The 15,886-nt window shown below is 65.7% G+C and carries 15 protein-coding genes and 1 pseudogene; 9 read left to right on the top strand and 7 right to left on the bottom strand.

The genetic code is table 11. From position 1 onward, the window contains the following. Positions 1-104: 104 nt before the first annotated feature. Positions 105-2,033, bottom strand: a complete 1,929-nt coding sequence (locus BLT64_RS09580) for an FUSC family protein (RefSeq protein WP_041529698.1) — start codon at positions 2,031-2,033, stop codon at positions 105-107. Positions 2,034-2,143: 110 nt separating this feature from the next. Here BLT64_RS09580 and BLT64_RS09575 point away from each other — a divergent pair, with 110 nt between their 5' ends. Beyond that, positions 2,144-2,785, top strand: coding sequence for a TetR/AcrR family transcriptional regulator (locus BLT64_RS09575; RefSeq protein ID WP_164901600.1), 642 nt, complete (start codon positions 2,144-2,146; stop codon positions 2,783-2,785). Between the two features lie 10 nt (positions 2,786-2,795). Here the strand turns inward: BLT64_RS09575 and BLT64_RS09570 are convergent, their stop codons facing one another. Next, positions 2,796-3,698 carry a LysR family transcriptional regulator gene (locus BLT64_RS09570; RefSeq protein WP_011746578.1) on the bottom strand — a complete coding sequence of 301 codons (903 nt, stop codon included), beginning with the start codon at positions 3,696-3,698 and terminating at the stop codon, positions 2,796-2,798. Positions 3,699-3,847: 149 nt separating this feature from the next. Between BLT64_RS09570 and BLT64_RS09565 the strand changes: the two genes are divergently transcribed. From BLT64_RS09565 to BLT64_RS09540, 7 genes are all read left to right on the top strand, one after another. Further along, positions 3,848-4,867, top strand: a complete 1,020-nt coding sequence (locus BLT64_RS09565) for a TIGR03571 family LLM class oxidoreductase (RefSeq protein WP_049792344.1) — start codon at positions 3,848-3,850, stop codon at positions 4,865-4,867. Continuing rightward, on the top strand, positions 4,864-5,661 hold the full coding sequence (locus BLT64_RS09560) for a sugar phosphate isomerase/epimerase family protein (protein ID WP_011746576.1): 798 nt from the start codon (positions 4,864-4,866) through the stop codon (positions 5,659-5,661). Before BLT64_RS09565 ends, BLT64_RS09560 begins: the two co-directional genes overlap by 4 nt. A 14-nt stretch (positions 5,662-5,675) precedes the next feature. Next, positions 5,676-6,215, top strand: a complete 540-nt coding sequence (locus BLT64_RS09555) for a sugar phosphate isomerase/epimerase family protein (RefSeq protein ID WP_011746575.1) — start codon at positions 5,676-5,678, stop codon at positions 6,213-6,215. Further along, complete coding sequence (locus BLT64_RS27120) at positions 6,215-6,484, top strand: hypothetical protein (protein WP_011746574.1); 270 nt, start codon at positions 6,215-6,217, stop codon at positions 6,482-6,484. Before BLT64_RS09555 ends, BLT64_RS27120 begins: the two co-directional genes overlap by 1 nt. Positions 6,485-6,551: 67 nt before the next feature. Then, entirely contained in the window at positions 6,552-7,472 is a 921-nt protein-coding gene (locus BLT64_RS09550; protein WP_011746573.1) for an MsnO8 family LLM class oxidoreductase, read from the top strand. A gap of 217 nt (positions 7,473-7,689) precedes the next feature. Continuing rightward, positions 7,690-8,232: a flavin reductase family protein gene (locus BLT64_RS09545; RefSeq protein ID WP_011746572.1), complete on the top strand. Its 543-nt coding sequence runs from the start codon at positions 7,690-7,692 to the stop codon at positions 8,230-8,232. 49 nt (positions 8,233-8,281) lie between these two features. Then, complete coding sequence (locus BLT64_RS09540) at positions 8,282-10,135, top strand: sigma-54-dependent Fis family transcriptional regulator (protein WP_011746571.1); 1,854 nt, start codon at positions 8,282-8,284, stop codon at positions 10,133-10,135. A gap of 61 nt (positions 10,136-10,196) precedes the next feature. Here the strand turns inward: BLT64_RS09540 and BLT64_RS09535 are convergent, their stop codons facing one another. From BLT64_RS09535 to BLT64_RS27320, 5 genes are all read right to left on the bottom strand, one after another. Beyond that, positions 10,197-11,627, bottom strand: a complete 1,431-nt coding sequence (locus tag BLT64_RS09535; RefSeq protein WP_011746570.1) for an NAD-dependent succinate-semialdehyde dehydrogenase — start codon at positions 11,625-11,627, stop codon at positions 10,197-10,199. Positions 11,628-11,746: 119 nt separating this feature from the next. Then, on the bottom strand, positions 11,747-12,967 hold the full coding sequence (locus tag BLT64_RS09530; protein ID WP_011746569.1) for a CaiB/BaiF CoA transferase family protein: 1,221 nt from the start codon (positions 12,965-12,967) through the stop codon (positions 11,747-11,749). Then, positions 12,957-13,820: an HTD2 family dehydratase gene (locus BLT64_RS09525; protein ID WP_011746568.1), complete on the bottom strand. Its 864-nt coding sequence runs from the start codon at positions 13,818-13,820 to the stop codon at positions 12,957-12,959. The genes BLT64_RS09530 and BLT64_RS09525 overlap by 11 nt, the downstream gene beginning before the upstream one ends. Positions 13,821-13,878: 58 nt before the next feature. After that, positions 13,879-14,961, bottom strand: coding sequence for an LLM class flavin-dependent oxidoreductase (locus BLT64_RS09520; protein WP_011746567.1), 1,083 nt, complete (start codon positions 14,959-14,961; stop codon positions 13,879-13,881). A 414-nt stretch (positions 14,962-15,375) separates the two neighbouring features. Continuing rightward, positions 15,376-15,756, bottom strand: a complete 381-nt coding sequence (locus BLT64_RS27320) for a flavin reductase family protein (protein ID WP_011746566.1) — start codon at positions 15,754-15,756, stop codon at positions 15,376-15,378. Between BLT64_RS27320 and BLT64_RS27315 the strand changes: the two are divergent. Further along, positions 15,706-15,870, top strand: a pseudogene (locus BLT64_RS27315) (integrase core domain-containing protein); the annotation flags it as partial. The gene BLT64_RS27320 and the pseudogene BLT64_RS27315 sit on opposite strands and share 51 nt — an antisense overlap. Positions 15,871-15,886: the final 16 nt, after the last annotated feature.

Raw genomic sequence — 15,886 nt, 5'->3', positions numbered from 1 at the left:
TCAGGCCTTGGCGGGCGGCGCGGTCCGGGGAATGGTTCAGATGACGCCCATTTTGTGCGCAATCGCGGTTGTGCCCACCGCCTTCGGCCTAGCCCAAACGCCCTTCACGTCGCGGTGCTGCTTGTGAAGACCTTCGGGTGATCGACCAGTTCGCGCGCCATCAGATGCGCAAGCCGAACGGCAGAGGTCGCGGTCTCGGCCGGAACCGCCTGGTTTGCCTTCAGGATTTCGCGGCCACAGGCGGCAGGGTCTGAGATCGGGTTTGCCAGTCTCCGAAGGCAATCCTTCGTGATCGCGCCACCATCGGCTGCGGGCGTTTCCTGATGCGCGATCTGTCCCAGCCGCATCGCGATATGACCCAGGGACAGCGCGGCGACCGCGTTCCCGACCACCTCGGTATCCGCCCGCGCGCGCATCACCATTTCCAGGACCAGATGGCGCAGCCGCGACAGGTGGCGCTCGGCCCAGGGGGTTCCGGCGCGCAGGCTGACAGACACGATCTCGCGCCGGATCGAGGCCTCGATGTGGCGGCGGCGGCGATCGACATCCATCGGCAGCACCCAGCGATAGAAGAAGTCGCTGATCGCCACGCCCAGGATCAGCATGGCCGCGCTGGCCACGACGACTTGCGACGAGGATGGCAGCATGTCCACCGGACGCGCCAGGACGGCGAAGAACATGTTGAAGGTCAGGCCGGCGAAAATCGTCGCCCGGCTGGCCTGAAGCAAGGAGGCGGCGCAGAACAAGGGAAGCGCCAGCAACAGCGAAAACCACGGGACCTCTGCAAACGGCACGACGTCCAGCCGCCAGGCGACGGCCGCCAGCGCCGCGACCGCGCCGCCGATCAACCCCTGGCGAACCAGCGGCAGGGGCTGGTCCAGCGTTGCGAACAGCACGGTGAAAATGGACGCGCCAAGGACCAGGAACCGCCCGGCCTCCCAGCCGGTCACGGTCCAGACGAGGGCGGATGCCGCGATCGCCAGAAAGCCGCGCGCCATCGCGCGCCGCAGCCCGGTCAGATCCGGCTGCGGATGCAGGCGCGCGGCGCAGACGGTGCGGCCGGGATGGGCCAGCGCTTGGTGGCTTTGGGCGATCTCGCGCAATTCGGCCGCGAAGCTGCCGAGGATGGCCTTGAGTTCCGCATGGTCGGCTGCAATCCGTTCGGCCATGCCGAGGGCGGGAAGCGGGTCGAGCTTGCCGGTCTCCTGCAGGGCATCCGCCGCGCGCTCCAGCTCCGCGCGCAGCGCCGCCAGGTCGGCCTGCCGCGTGATGGATCGGCTTTCCGATGCCTTGCGGATCATCCGGGCCACGACGATCAGATCCAGCAGCGACGCGAATATCGTGTTCAGCGGCCGCAGGCCGCGCCGGGCCCTGAGCGATCCGGCGGCGGCATCCTCGGCACCCGCCGAGATCGCGGCCAGGGTCGAGAGAAAGGCCGACTCTCGTGCCACGAGATCGGTCTGATGCTGTTGCAGCGCCATCCCGACCAGGCGCAGACCATCGGCCAGCACGGTCGCCGAGCGCGCCGACAAGGTTTGGGCGCGCGCGCGGGGTTGCAACATGAAGCCCACGGCCAGCGCTGCCCCGATCCCGATCAGCGTATCGGCGATGCGGGCGCCGGCGAAGCTGACGGGGGCGATCTCGGTCCCCGTGGTCAGGGTCACGACGACGCTGGCCGTCAGCCCGGCAAGGGCCGCCCCATAGGCGCGCTGATGCCGCATCGCATTGGTCAGGCCGCAGCAGAGGGCCAGCCAAAGCGCAAGCCATGCAAGCTGGAGAGACGGGTTCCCCGCAAGCGTGATGGCCACCCCGGCGGCCGCGCCCAGAAGCGTTCCGGCGAACTGGGCGACGCTGCGCTCCAGCAGCAATCCGCGGGGCGGCTGGCCGATCATCCATGTCGCCATCGCGGCCCACCACGGATTCTGCAGGCCAAGCCCGGTCGCCACCACCATGGCGATCATGGCGGCCAGGGTCAGTCGAAGGGCGGTTGCCCGGATATGCGGATCACGCAGGGCGCCGTTCAGCTTTGTCATCGGGCCGTTCCGAAAGGCTGTCCATCTGGCCATGACGACCGGAAGGGAGTTGCCGGGAGATGCAGGCTCTCCTATTTTCAGAACCGACGGGTAAGGTAAATAGGAACGGCATGGCTGCGAAACAGGAAAGCCCGGCCGGTCGGGGCCGGGGAAAGCCCCGAGACGCCGGGTTGCGCGAACGGATCCTGAAAGCCGCCGAGGCCGAGTTCCTTGACGAGGGGCTGGAGGGTGCGCGCATGGAACGCATCGCCATGCGCGCGGGCACGTCCAAGATGGCGCTCTATCAGCATTTCGCCTCGAAGATGGTGCTGTTCCACCAGGTTCGGAACAATCTGCTGATCGACCACCTGCCGCATGTGGACCAATTCCCTCTGGATGCCGAGCCCCGGCAGGTGCTGGCCCAGATCGCCAAACGCTATCTGAAGGCGATCACCGCAGCCGCCACGATCCAGCAGCTGCATCTGCTCTGCCAGCCGCGCGCCAGGGATGTCCGCGCCGCGACGGCCTTTTTCGACACCGGGCCACAGGCCGCCGTGCGGCAGGTCGACGCTCTGCTGCAACGATACTGCGATCAGGGCGTGTTCGCCATTCCCGCGCCGCGCATGGCGGCGGAACAGTTTCTGGCCATGGTCCGGGGAAACGAACATATGAGGGCCCTGCTCGACCTGCCGCCCGGCAGGGACGAGCAGGCGCTCGACATCTATCTGGCATCCTGTGTCGATCTTTTCATGCGGGCATTCCGCGCCGAATAATGTCGCAGGGTCAGCGCTGCAGCGCCCCGGCCGCGCCCAGACGCGACACCATGAAATCGACGAATGCCTTGATCTTCGGCGCGGTGTGACGGCTGGAGGGCCACAGGATGCAGAAGTCGCGCCGATCCTGCCCATGCCGGTCCAGCACCACCGTCAGCCGGCCGGCCGCGACGGCATCCGCGACGATGAAGTCGGGCAGCAGGGCGATGCCCAGCCCCGCCTGCACCATCTCCAGCAGGGAATCGATGCTGTTGGTGACCGAGGATTGGGGCGGGTCGATGCTGGGCGCGCCGCCGCGCCCGTTCAATGGCCAGGGCGCCAGCTTGCCGGTGGTCGGATAGCGATAGCGCAGGCAGGCGTGATCCATCAGCTCTGCCGGCCGATCCGGGGTGCCGCGGTGCGCAAGATAGGCGGGCGCGGCCACAAGCCGGTGATGATAGCCGTCCAGCCTGCGCATGGTCAGCCGGGAATCGTTCAGCTCGCCGATGCGCATGACCGCATCGAAACCCTCCTCGACCAGGTTGACCAGCCTGTCGCTGAAATCTAGCTCCAGCTCGATTTCGGGGAATGTCCGCTGGAAGGCGATCAGATGGGGCATCAGGTGGATGCCGATCTGCGGCAGCCCGACGCGCAGTTTCCCCTGCGGCTTGCCGGCGGCCTGCGTCAGCTCTCTTTTCGCGTCGTCGAATTCGGCAAAGATGCGGTAGCACCGATCAAGGAACCGGCATCCTTCGGCCGTCAGCGTGATGGCGCGGGTCGAGCGGTGGAACAGCCGCACGCCAAGCTCTTCCTCCAGCCTCGCCACAGTCTTGCCGACGGCCGAGGACGAGATGCCCAGCCTGCGTCCGGCTTCGGTGAAGCTGCGCGTTTCCGCCGAATGCACGAATGCGGCGAGTGTTCCGAAAGAGTTCATGTCCGATCCGATAATGGCATAAAATTCCGATATGTTCGGAACAGCGGACCATTTTTCTATAACAGGCCGCGCGTTATATCCAGTCCGCAATGACAACCGGAAAAGGGATGCGCGACCGCTGCGCCGCATATCCCGAAAGTGGAATCGACATGACAACAACTGCCACACTGGGCGCCCTGGCACCCGAACTTGCCACGCATCGCGGCTATTCGCGCGTTTTCCAGCCCGGACGCCTGACATTCGGCTTCATCGCGCCGCTTGAAAGCTATCCCGACAGCGTGGGCCCGACATTGGTCGGTCACGCTACTATGGCGCAAAAGGTGGACGAAGCCGGATTTTCCGCGATCTGGCTGCGCGACGTGCCGTTCCATGACCCCAATTTCGGTGATGTCGGCCAGGTTCTCGATCCGCTGGTCTATGCGGGCTATCTGGCGGCCGTCACCCGGAAGATCGCGATCGGCACCGCAGGCATCGTGCTGCCGTTGCGCGATCCGCTGATCGTCGCCAAGCAGGCTGCCACGATCGACCAGTTGCTGGGCGGACGTTTCCTGCTGGGACTGGCCACCGGCGACCGTGCGGTCGAATATCCGGCCTTCGGCATCGACTATGACAATCGCGCCGATCGCTTTCGCGACGCGCTTGCCATGATCCGGGCCACGACCGAGCAGGCCTGGCCGGTCCATGCCTCGCATTTCTACGGCATGCTGGACGGTGGGCTTGATCTGGTGCCGAAACCGGCGGCGCCGCGCCTGCCGACCATCATCATCGGCCATGCCGGTCAGTCGCTGGACTGGACCGCCCAGAATACCGACGGCATCCTGTCCTATATCGCCAGCCCCGCGCGCATTCCCGACATCATCCGGCAATGGCGCGCCGCCAGCCCGGCGAATGTGTTCAAGCCCTATGGCTATGGAACGCTGTTCGATCTGGACCGCGACCCGGACATGCCGATACAGCCGGGCCGCGTCCTTCGCGGCGGCCGAAACGCCCTGCGCGAGCTGTGGCTTCGCCAGCAGGACATTGGCGTCTCGCATGTCGGCCTGCATTTCAAGCCGCAACGGCGGCCGGCATCGGAAGTCATCGACGAGCTTGGCACCCATCTGCTGCCGCTGTTCCCCAGCCACGAGCCCGAAGTCAACAAAGCCACCGCCGCCGGGGGCCGCGCATGAACCTGCCGCTTCACCACATGGACTTCATCTTCCAGACCAAGCTGGGGACCTATCCGCTGGCCGCCCAATGCGAGATGCTGGCCGAACTCGGCTATCAGGGCCTCACCGTTTCGGCCTGGAGCAAGGAGCTGGACGCGCTGGCCTCGGTGAAGCCGCGATGGGGGCTGGATGTGGGCGCGATCTACCTGATCTATGGCAGGGGGCTTGAAGATTTCGTCACCCGCATTTTCGAAACCGCCGAAGGCTGCACGCGGATCGAACTGGCGCTGGATTCCGGCGATGGCGTCACGGATGCCGACCTGCGGATGATCGAGCGTCTGTTGCCGATCTGCGAACGCCGGGGCATCGACATCGCGCTGTATCCGCACGGCCGCTACGGGATGCAGACGACCACCGAGGCCGTTGCCCTGTGCCAGCGCTTCGATCACCCGGCCCTGGGCATCGTGTTCAATGGCTATCACTGGTATGCGATGCAGGAAGGATCGCTGGATGCGCGTCTCGACGCGCTGTGGCCGTGGCTGCGGCAGGTCAATCTTGCCGGATGCCGCATGTCGCCCCTGGGCTGGGGCGGGCTGGCCACCATCGAGCCGCTCGACGAGGGCGAGATGGACAATTTCGTGCTGCTCGGCGCGCTCGAGCGGCGCGGGTTCAAGGGACGCTGCGGCGTGCTGGGCTGGGAAAGCATGGGCGGCGATGTCTATGGCAATCTGCAACGCTCGATGACCGCCTTCCGCTCGATGGAGGCGCGGCTGGCCGCGCATCCGGGCTGGGCCGTCATGACGCAACTGACCTGACAGGAGGTCGCCCCATGTCCCATCCCGTCCACGCGCTCGATTCGTTCTTCTATACCTCGATGGGGGTCTATGCCTTCGAATCGCAATGCGAAATGCTGGCCGAACTCGGCTATGACGGCATCACGGTCTCGGCCTGGGGCGGTCAGCCCATGACCGATCTTTCGCTGTTGCCCACGGTCAAGGAACGCCACGGCCTGGATGTCGCCGCCCTTTATGCCGTGCTGCACGAGGGGCGCAACGACGCCATCATCCGCCGGATCATCGAATCCGTCGAGGGGGTGGAGCTGATCGAACTGGCCGTGCAGACCTCGCTGAACGGCGAGGCCGCCATCCTGCGCAACATCGAAGCGCTGCTGCCGATCGCCGAGCGTCGCGGCCTGCGGATCGCGCTCTATCCCCATCTGCGGCATGTCACCCAGACCACCAGCGAGGTCGTCCGTCTGTGCGAGTATTTCGACCACCCCCTGCTGGGTGCGTCCTTCAACGGCTATCACTGGTATGCCAGCAGGAGGGCAGGCTGGAGGAACGCCTCGCCGCGATCAAGCCCTGGCTGATGCAGGTGGTGCTGTCGGGCAGCGCGCTTTCGCCACTGGGCTGGGGCGGGGTCGCGACGATGGAGCCTGTCGATCGCGGCGAGCTTGAGAATTTCGCTGTGGTCGCTGCGCTGGATCGCATCGGCTATACCGGCAGCCTCGGCATTCTCGGCTGGGACTATTGCGGCGACGTCTATTCCAAGCTGGACCGTTGCCTTGCGGCGATGCGCGCCCTCGACCGGCGCCTTCAGGCCAATCCGGGCTGGGCCGAGATCGTGCCGCGACCGTAACCGGATCCTTCAGCTTTTCCGTCGGCGGCCATGTCCGGGTGCCGTCAGCCCCATCAATGAGGCGCATATGATTCCCCTTTCCGTTCTGGATCTCATGATGATCGGCGAAGACAAGACCTTCGCCGACACCCTGGCCGATGCCGCCATGCTTGCCCGGCATGTCGAGCAGCATGGCTATCGCCGCTACTGGATTGCTGAACACCACGATCTTCCCGGCATCGCATCGTCGGCGACGACCCTGCTTGTCCAGCATCTTGCAGGCGTGACATCCCGCCTGCGTCTCGGGTCGGGCGGGATCATGTTGCCGAACCACTCGCCGTTGGTGGTGGCCGAACAGTTCGCAACGCTCGAGACTATGTTTCCCGGACGGATCGACCTGGGCATCGGCCGCGCGGCTGGTGCCGCCGGGCTAAGCGTAAGGGCGCTGCGCGGCCTGGCCCCCGAACGGGATTTCGAGAGCGACATCGCGGAATTGGCCGATTATCTGCAGGACAACGGCCGCCAGCCCGTGCGCGGCATTCCGGGCAGGCATCACGTGCCGGTCTGGCTTCAGGGTCCCAGCATGTTCAGCGCCGAACTGGCCGCCCGCCTTGGCCTGCCCTATGCCTTCGCGTCGCATTTCGCGCCGCATCTGCTGATGAATGCGATTGCCTATTACCGCGAGAATTTCAGACCCTCCGAGGGGCTCGGCCAAGCCCCATGTGATCGCGGGCGTCAATGCCTTCGCCGCCGATACCGAGGAAGAAGCCGCCTTCCTCGCCAGTTCGCATTTCCACTGGGTCAACATGCTGCACAAGGGCCGCCCCTGCCCGCTGCCGCACCCGCAGGAAGGCTATCTGGCGACGCTGTCCGACCGGGAAAAACAGGGCTTGCAGCAGGCGATGGCCTGTTCCGTTGTCGGCAACAAGACGCAGGTCGGACGATGGCTGTCCAGCTTTATCAGCGCGACGGGCGCGGACGAGCTGATCATCGACGCCCTTATCCATGATCCGGCAGCGCGCTGCCGTTCCTATCAGCTTGTGGCGGAGGCCCTGTCGTGATCGCCGGGTGCTGGCCATGAAGCGGGGCGTCGGGGGCGACTGTCTCATTTCAGACTCGATGAGACACATCGCGGTGTCAGAATAAACGTGGCGCCATGGCGATTCGATGAATAGGCTTGACCAGAGGCCGCGATCCGCCCATCGGCCGCAGCCTGGAAGATATCAATGCCGAGCTTCTCGTTCCCCTGTCTTGACGGCGATCCAGAGTTTCGCGAGAGCCTTCGCACCGCGCTGCGCGGGACGGCGGTGAACGTATCCATCCTGACGGCAAGGGACCGGGCGGGGATGAACCATGGCATCGCCGTTACCACGGCGGTGCCGTTCTCGACCTATCGGCCGGCGATGATCGTGGCCGTCAAGCATAGCGCCTCGGCCTATCCGGCGATCCTGGACAGCAACTATTTCTGCCTGAACCAGATCGCCGCCGACGAGATCGACCTGCTGGATCGCTTCAGCAGAAGCGATCGCCGGACATCGCGCTTCGCGACGGGCTGCTGGTCGGTGGGACCATTCTGCCTGCCCTATCTGGGCAGCGCGCTGACAAGCTATTTCTGCGATGTCCAGGGCGCGCATGACCACGAGGACCAGACAGTCTTTATCGGCAGAATTGTCGGCGTTAGACTGGGAAATGACGGCACCGGCGGACGCGATCCCCTGATGTGGATAAATGGACGCGCTGCGAGGCTTGCGGGTCGAGAATATGTATAGGTCCGGCAGCAGCTAGGACCGGCACGTCAACTGTCTTGGGAGGGGCACGATGTGGGAGACAGAGCTACGCGGATTCGCTGATCCGTTGTCCAGCGAAATCTCGAACATACTCCGCTCGCGCGGTGAGGCGGACGGTCGTTTGCCGGATGTGGTCGAACAGTCGTGGAAACGCTGCCTGACGGATTACAACCTGCTGCCCGACGCGGTGCCGAAGGCCGCCGTCCTCAGCCATTCCGAGATCCAGATGCTGATGGAGCAGCGCGAGGAGTTCATGCGCATCGCCGAACCCGAGGTCGAGCGGCTGTTCCGGCGGCTGGTGGACAGCGAATATCTCGTGTCGCTGGCCTCGCCGCAGGGGGCGATGGTGCTGTTTCGCTGCGACTATCAGTATCTGAGCGAGCTTGCCGAATCCGGGGTCATCCCCGGCTCAATCTGGGCCGAGGATCAGCAGGGCACCAACGGCGTGGGCACCTGTCTGCGGGTGGGCAAGCCCGTAACCATCGCCGGCACCGAGCATTACGGTTCGGCCATCCAGCGGCTGACATGCCTGACCGCGCCGGTTCTGGGCCGCAACGGAGCCATCGACAGCGTAATCAACGTGACCACGGCGCGTCACGCGGATGCGCGCATGAACCGCATGGTACAGAACATCGTCGAACGATCGGCGCGGCGGATCGAGAACGGCTATTTCGCCCGCATGAACCGCCGCAACCTGATGCTGCGGATCGTGGACGGGGGCGTCGGCGTGGCCGACATCGCGGAAGAGGGACGGCTGGCGCTGGACGAGAACGGCAAGGTGACGTCCGCCTCCTCGGTTACGTCGCGCATCCTGGGCCAGGATGCCGGAAAGCTGGCGGGGCGGTCCGTCGAGGAGCTGTTCGAGATGGATCAGTCGATTTTCGACGTTCGCCCCGGTGCGCCGATCACGCTGCACTATCACGGCCGCTCGTTGCAGGCGGCTCTTTGCCTGCCGGAATCGCGTCAGCCGACCCGCAACAGCCTGGTTCCCGCGCGCCCGGCCACGCCGGCGCTGGGCATGGTCGATCTGGCCGAGGAAGCCTTGCGGATCAATCCGATCCTTTCGCAGTCGTTGGACCGCGCGCAGCGGCTGCTGTCCGCCGGGCTGCCTCTTGCCATCACGGGCGAGCCGGGATCTGGAAAGACCGCCTTCGCGAAGGCCGTCGCGCGCTGCTGTTTCGGCGAGGACGGCCAGATCGTCTTCATCGACTGCGCATCGTTGCAGAGCCGCGACGACCTGGCGGCGCTGCTGCAGCATCGAATCTCGGCACAACGGACCTGCCTGCTGGTGGACAGGATCGACGAGATGGACGGCGAGCACCAGACCGCGCTGCTGGCGGTGCTGGAAAACGACCGGCAGGCCGGGGCGAACGGAATCGGCGTCATCGTGATCTCGGCCCAGGACCTGGAACACCTGGCGCGCGAGAACCTCATGCGGGTTGATCTTGTGCATCGGCTGAAGGGCGGGCAGATCGGATTGCCGCCGCTGCGCAGCGCGCCGGATCTGGAGGACACGATCCTGGATCTGTTCCGCATCGAACGCGACGCCCTTGGCAGGCCGGAGGTCGAACTGGACGAGGATTCACGCCTGGTCCTGCTGCATTATCACTGGCCCGGCAACCTGCGCGAGCTTCGCAACACCCTGAGACATGCGGTCGCCCTGGCCGACGGCAAGCAGATCGGGCTGGAGCATCTGCCCGACAATATCGTCGAGGAGATCGCGCGCAAGGACCTGACGGCACGATCGCAATCGGAGGCGTCTAAGATCGAGGCGGCCCTTCGCTATAATGGCGGCAACGTGTCGCTGACGGCGCGCTATCTCGGCGTGTCGCGGGCCACGCTCTATCGCAAGATCCAGATCCAGAAGGCCCGCGGAGAGGCCTGACGACCGCCCATGGGAAGGGCCGCCTTGACCGGGCGGCCGTCCCGCTTTGCGGTGTCCCGTGTCAGACCATGGCCGAGACGAGCATGGGCGAGGTGTAGGCCTCGAGTCCCTCGATCCCGCCTTCCGATCCGAAGCCGCTGTCGAGGATCCCGCCGAAGGGTGTTTCGGGCAGGCCCAGGGCGAAGTGGTTGATGCCCAGCATCCCGGCCCGGATCGTCCGCGTGATCCTGGCGGCCGTATGGACATTCGAGGTGAAGGCGAAAGAAGCCAGCCCGACCGGCATCCGGTTCGCCTCGGCCAGCGCCTCGTCGATCGAGCCCATGCGGGCGACCAGCGCCAGCGGTCCGAACGGCTCGTCATTCATGGCCATCAGCCCGGCATGGGCATCGGCCACGACGGTGGGCGCGTGAAAATTGCCGGTATTGCCGATGGCATCACCCCCGGCCACGACACGCGCCCCCCGGGCCCGCGCATCCGCCACCATGGCCGAGATCACATTGCGCTGGTTGCGCGTGCATAGCGGGCCCATGGCCGTGCTTTCGTCCAGCCCGTTGCCGACCTTCACCCGCGCGGCGGCTTGCGCCAGACCATCGACGAAATCGTCATAGACCGCATCCTCGACCAAGAAGCGGGTCGGCGAGACACAGACCTGCCCGGCATTGCGGAACTTCCACTGCGCGGCAAGCGGGATCAGCTTCGACATGTCCGCATCCGCCGCGACAATGACCGGCGCGTGGCCGCCCAGCTCCATCGTGACCTTCTTCAGATGCTCGCCGGCCAGGGCGGCCACGATGCGCCCCACCCGCGTCGAGCCGGTCAGGCTGACCTTGCGGATCTCGGGCGACTTGATCAGCGCATCCGAGATCAGCGACGAGCTGCCCCAGATCACGCTGATCGCCCGTGGCGGCAGGCCGGCTTCCAGAAGGCACATGGCGATGTGCCAGGTGGTGACGGGCGTGGCCTCGGACGGCTTCGCCACGACCGAACAGCCCGCGGCCAGCGCAGGCGCGATCTTCTGCATCACGCCCCAGGCGGGAAAGTTCCAGGGCGACAGGGCGGCCACCGGACCCACCGGCTTGCGCAGAACCCGCAGATCGGCGTTGGGGACACGGCCGGCGATGATGCGGCCATAGGCGCGGCGACCCTCTTCCGCGAACCAGTCCAGCAGATCGGCAGAGCTTGCCCATTCGATCCGCGCCTGGGCCAGCGGCTTGCCCTGTTCCAGGGTCAGGCAGCGGGCCGCCTCTTCGGTTCTTGCGCGCATCAGGTCCGCGGCGCGGCGCAAGACCTTCGATCGGTCATAGGGCGACACCGCCGACCAGTCGGCAAAGCTCTGAAGTGCGGCTTCGGTTGCCTCGGCCACCTCGGCAAGGCCCGCCTTCGGCAGGCTTGCCAGCACCTCGTCGGTGGCGGGATCGGTGATTTCCAGCACCCCCTCGCTGCCCGTTGCGCGACTTTCGCCGCCGATGATCAACCCCGCTTGTGTATGCATGCCAGCCTCTCGGTTATGAGTAATCTTGCCACGCGAATCCTGTCCCGCCCGGCGGTCAGAGTCGCCCTTGAGAAATTTCGGACTGGGTCCGCGATCCGGTCCCGAGGGCCTCGGACGGGTCACGTCCGGTCAGGTGCGGATGAATGCGCAACGGCCACCCCCCGGTCCAGAAGCGCCGCGGCCTCGGCGCCCGTATAGCCAAGCTCGTCAAGGACGGCGCGGGTATCCCATCCGCGCGGGGCCGCCGGGCCGCGCGGCGGCAGGGGGGCGTCGTCGGCGCGGATGGAGCTGCGCAGAACCGTCGTCCGGCCTTCTGTCGGGTGGTCTTCCTGCGTCATCAGCTGCACGGCGGTCAGATGCGGATCGCGGCTCAGGCTCTCGATGGAATGGACCGGCATGGCGGCAAGGTCCGCCGTGCGAAAGATCTTCAGCCATTCGTCGGTGGTCCTGTCGGTCAGCGGCGCGCCTCGGATCTCGAACCATTCCGCGACATGGACCGCGCGTGCCGCGACGCTGGCAAATCTTGGATCGGTCGCCAGATGGCCGCGCCCTGTCGCCGCCAGGAATGCCCTGACCTGCGGGTCGGTATTGATGGTGACGGCGATGAACCCGTCCTTCGTTCGCATCGGCCGGTTATGCGGGCTGAGCAGCCGCTGGTCGCCATAGGGGCCGGCAGGCGGATCGAAGCTCTGCGCCGCCAGGTGTTCCTGCAACACCATCGTCGCCATCGTCTCGAACATCGGGACTTCCAGCGTCACGCCCTTGCCGGTGCGGTGCCGGTTCAGCAGGGCGGCCAGAATGGCGCCGGCCGCGATCTCTCCGACGACGTGATCGCAGATCAGCAGCGGGACATATCCGGGCGTCCCGTCCCGTTCCAGCGCAAGACCGGGCAGACCGACCGCGCCCTGAACCACGCTGTCATAGGTGGGAAAGCCGCCATAAGGGCCGTCGGACCCATATCCCGTCAACAGGCAGTAGATCTTTCCCGGATGCCCGGCGCGAACCGTTTCGGGGTCCAGCCCCAGCCGGGCCAGCGCCTTGGGCCGCATGTTGGCGACGATGACATCGGCCCAGGCGACAAGCCGCTCCATCACCCCGGATGCGCCCGGCGCCTTGAGGTCAAGGCAGATGTTGCGCTTGCCCCGGTTCAGGTGAAGATAGGCCCCGGCATGCTGGCCGGTCGGGGACAGCCCGCCAAGGCCGCGCATCAGGTCGCCTCCGGGGCTTTCGACCTTGATGATCTGGGCGCCGTACTGGCCCAGGCGCCATGTCGCGGCCGGGCCGACCACCACGGCCGTCAGGTCCAGGACGCGCGTGCCGTGCAGGGGTTCATAGCTCATCGAAAGTCACCACCAGTTCCGCCGCGACCCGCCCGTCGCAGTCGATCAAAGAGAGGCTTGCCCCCGTATCGCTCAATTCGGATGGGCGGATGGTCAGGGGCCGGTTCACATAAAGCGGCGCCAGATGGCGTGCCGACAGCGTGCTGACCGATTTGCCCAGGTCATTGCGCAGATATTCGGTGGCCAGCAGGGTGGCCAGCCCGCCATTGACCACCAGGTCGGGATGGCCCTCGACCCGCGTGGCGTAGTCCCGGTCGAAATGGATGCGATGCGTGTTGAAGCCCAGGGCGGAATACTGAAACAGCAGCACTTCATCCGGGGTGACGACCTTGGACGCGCCGGCGGCCGGGACATCGGGTGCGGCCCGTCCCGGCCGTGTCGCGGTCGCGGTGCCGGGCGATGACGGCGGGCCCGCTAGGTAATAGGTCTGGGATTCCGTGATCGAGGCCGCGCCGTCAGGGGCATCCGCGTCACCCGACAGGACATGTTCGACCCTGACGATCGACAGGGGCCCGTTCCGTCCGGTCTTTTCCACGATGCTTGCGATCGCGCTTTGCCGCCGCAGCGGCGCGCCCACGACAAGGTTGCCCCGAAAGGCCATGCTGCGTTCGCCAAGCAGCAGGCGCGGGCGGTCCGTCCGGGGCATCGGAATGCCCAGCCCCGGAAACCCGTCCGGGCGCAGGGCGTGGCGGGGGGATTGCCCGGCAAGCATGGCGAAATGCCAGCCGCGCGGGACCGGATCGCCCTGCCGCAGCTGCTGCGGGTCTATGTCCAGCATCGCCGCGACACGCCGTGCCTGGGAAAGCGTGAAGATGTCAGCCATGTCCACCGCTGATGGGGTCGCATTCGACATGCGCGGTCCTTTCCCGCAAATGGCACCGGCAGCCGTCCGGGCTGCCGGTCCGTTCGTCCTACCGGATCAGGTGGCGGATCTCGGCGAGGCGCTGCATCGACAGCTGCTCGCGCTCGAGGTTGGGACCGCTGCCGTCGGTCATCGCCATCAGCAGGGTGCCGAACGGCCCCGACTTCTCGCGCAGCTCGTTCAGCTTCTCGGCCACGGTCTCTTTCGAGCCCCAGATCACCGAGGAGCGGATGATCTGCTCGACCGTGATGTCCTCGTCCTTCATGTCCGGCCTGGGCTTGGCGACGGTGGTGTAATCCGCGGCAACCAGCACCTTCCACATGTAGTCGTAGTAATACTGGCTGGACCCCTGCGGATCCATCATCCAGTCCTCGGCCTGGGCGTCGCTTTCGCCGATGATGATGTTGCGCGCGACGGTCCAGTCCTCTCCGGTCGGCTCGCGGCCGACGGCCTCGCAGCCCGCGACATACTGTTTCCAGTGGCCATAGACGGTCTCGTGCGGGGTGAAGTTCGCGGTGATCGGAACCCAGCCCTTGCGGGCGGCCAGCGCGACCGTCGGGCTGTCCGGCGACATCGAGGAAATGTGGATCGGCGGATGCGGCAGCTGGTAGGGCTTGCTCATCGAGCCGATGCCCAGTTCGGGATAGATCGCGTTCTTGATCTGGACGTTCCAGTATTTGCCCTGGATGTCATAGGGCGGGTCCGATTTCCAGATTTCCAGAACGATCCGCAGATGTTCGGCGACCATCTCGTTGCGGACGGCATGGTCTTCGTGATCGAACACCTCGAGATCCGACGCCAGGCCGCCCGGCCCGATGCCGAACACGAAACGGCCTTGCGCCATGTGGTCGAACATCGCCACCTCATTGGCCACGATGACCGGGTGATGCTGCGGCAGGCCGATGACGCCGGTGGCGAACTTGATGTTCTTCGTCTGGTTGATCAGGCTGGCGAAGAAGATCAGCGGCGAGGCGATCTGCTCCGTCGTGCATGAATAATGTTCGCCCATATAGGCGATGTCGAAGCCCAACTGGTCCGCCAGGATGATCTTGTCCTGGTTTTCCTTGATGATGTCGCCGACCGGGCGATGCGGCGGATGCAGCGGCATCGCGAAGGTGCCAAGCTTGACCATAACAGTTTCTCTCCTTGTTGGTGCCGTCAGGGTTTTTAGTGTCTGACGGTCGGATTCCCGAGATCATTGGGATGGCGCCTGTGATTTTTCATCTCGTCCTGGCGATCGAGAGCTGACCCTCCGGCGCAAAGCGTGGATTATCCAATTCACCATGGCTGTCCCAACAGAAGGCGCAGCTCCTCCGATCCGCGCTTCCATGGAGAAGGTCTCGGAACCGGGCTGGTTTGGCCAGCGTTCAAAGCGAGGCGACAGGTGGGTATGAGTCTGTCTCAGACGCGACAGTCTACCATCGTCCGCGATTGGGACGACGGCGAAGCGCAACCCCGAAAGCTGCGCACATCCGGGAGAGGATGGCGCAGGGGGGATCGCGGGTAAAAACGGGCTGTTCCGCAACAGGATGCGGTCGTGCCGCCATCAACCGAATGCGGGAATGGGCGGCCCTAAGGCGATACCGGCCAGCCGGGCGAACTTGCCGCCGCAGAACAACAGCGGCTCGGCCTCGGGCTGCCGTTCCAGATGAGTCACCTCGCCGATGAACAGCGTATGGTTGCCGGCATCTATTTCCTGCACGACATCGGTCAGAAAGATGACCGCGGCGCCGGGCACGACCGGCAATCCGCTCCGGCGTTCGAAGATGCCGGCCAGATCGGGTTGTGGCGACCCGCCGAGTGCATGGCGCCAAGCTCCATGTTGCTGACCAGCACGTTGACCGCGTAGCGGCGCGAGGCGCGGATCTTCTCGCGCAGGGTCATCATCGAGGCATGGCGGCGCTACCACAACACCGAGCGGCGGCATTCATCGCTCGGATATATACCGCCGGCACCGGAGGCCATCATCTGGCCTGCGCCGCAACGCGGATCGGCGCCATCATCTGCCCAGACGATGGCCCAGAACCAGGTCATGCATTGAAACCGGACCACCTTAT

Source organism: Paracoccus denitrificans (assembly GCF_900100045.1).
GTDB lineage: Bacteria > Pseudomonadota > Alphaproteobacteria > Rhodobacterales > Rhodobacteraceae > Paracoccus > Paracoccus denitrificans.
Note: the sequence above shows the minus strand (reverse complement) of the source record. Positions and strands in the feature narration are given on the sequence as shown.

Bases quoted from the DNA above. Each gene is read 5' to 3' on its own strand.
- BLT64_RS09530 (WP_011746569.1), bottom strand. From the start codon at position 12,967: ATGAGCTATGAACCCCTGCACGGCACGCGCGTCCTGGACCTGACGGCC.
- BLT64_RS09575 (WP_164901600.1), top strand. From the start codon at position 2,144: ATGGCTGCGAAACAGGAAAGCCCGGCCGGTCGGGGCCGGGGAAAGCCC.
- BLT64_RS09580 (WP_041529698.1), bottom strand. From the start codon at position 2,033: ATGACAAAGCTGAACGGCGCCCTGCGTGATCCGCATATCCGGGCAACC.
- BLT64_RS09540 (WP_011746571.1), top strand. From the start codon at position 8,282: ATGTGGGAGACAGAGCTACGCGGATTCGCTGATCCGTTGTCCAGCGAA.
- BLT64_RS09555 (WP_011746575.1), top strand. From the start codon at position 5,676: ATGTCCCATCCCGTCCACGCGCTCGATTCGTTCTTCTATACCTCGATG.
- BLT64_RS09545 (WP_011746572.1), top strand. From the start codon at position 7,690: ATGCCGAGCTTCTCGTTCCCCTGTCTTGACGGCGATCCAGAGTTTCGC.
- BLT64_RS09560 (WP_011746576.1), top strand. From the start codon at position 4,864: ATGAACCTGCCGCTTCACCACATGGACTTCATCTTCCAGACCAAGCTG.
- BLT64_RS27120 (WP_011746574.1), top strand. From the start codon at position 6,215: ATGCAGGTGGTGCTGTCGGGCAGCGCGCTTTCGCCACTGGGCTGGGGC.
- BLT64_RS09565 (WP_049792344.1), top strand. From the start codon at position 3,848: ATGACAACAACTGCCACACTGGGCGCCCTGGCACCCGAACTTGCCACG.
- BLT64_RS27320 (WP_011746566.1), bottom strand. From the start codon at position 15,756: ATGCCGCCGCTCGGTGTTGTGGTAGCGCCGCCATGCCTCGATGATGAC.
- BLT64_RS09525 (WP_011746568.1), bottom strand. From the start codon at position 13,820: ATGTCGAATGCGACCCCATCAGCGGTGGACATGGCTGACATCTTCACG.
- BLT64_RS09550 (WP_011746573.1), top strand. From the start codon at position 6,552: ATGATTCCCCTTTCCGTTCTGGATCTCATGATGATCGGCGAAGACAAG.
- BLT64_RS09520 (WP_011746567.1), bottom strand. From the start codon at position 14,961: ATGGTCAAGCTTGGCACCTTCGCGATGCCGCTGCATCCGCCGCATCGC.
- BLT64_RS09535 (WP_011746570.1), bottom strand. From the start codon at position 11,627: ATGCATACACAAGCGGGGTTGATCATCGGCGGCGAAAGTCGCGCAACG.
- BLT64_RS09570 (WP_011746578.1), bottom strand. From the start codon at position 3,698: ATGAACTCTTTCGGAACACTCGCCGCATTCGTGCATTCGGCGGAAACG.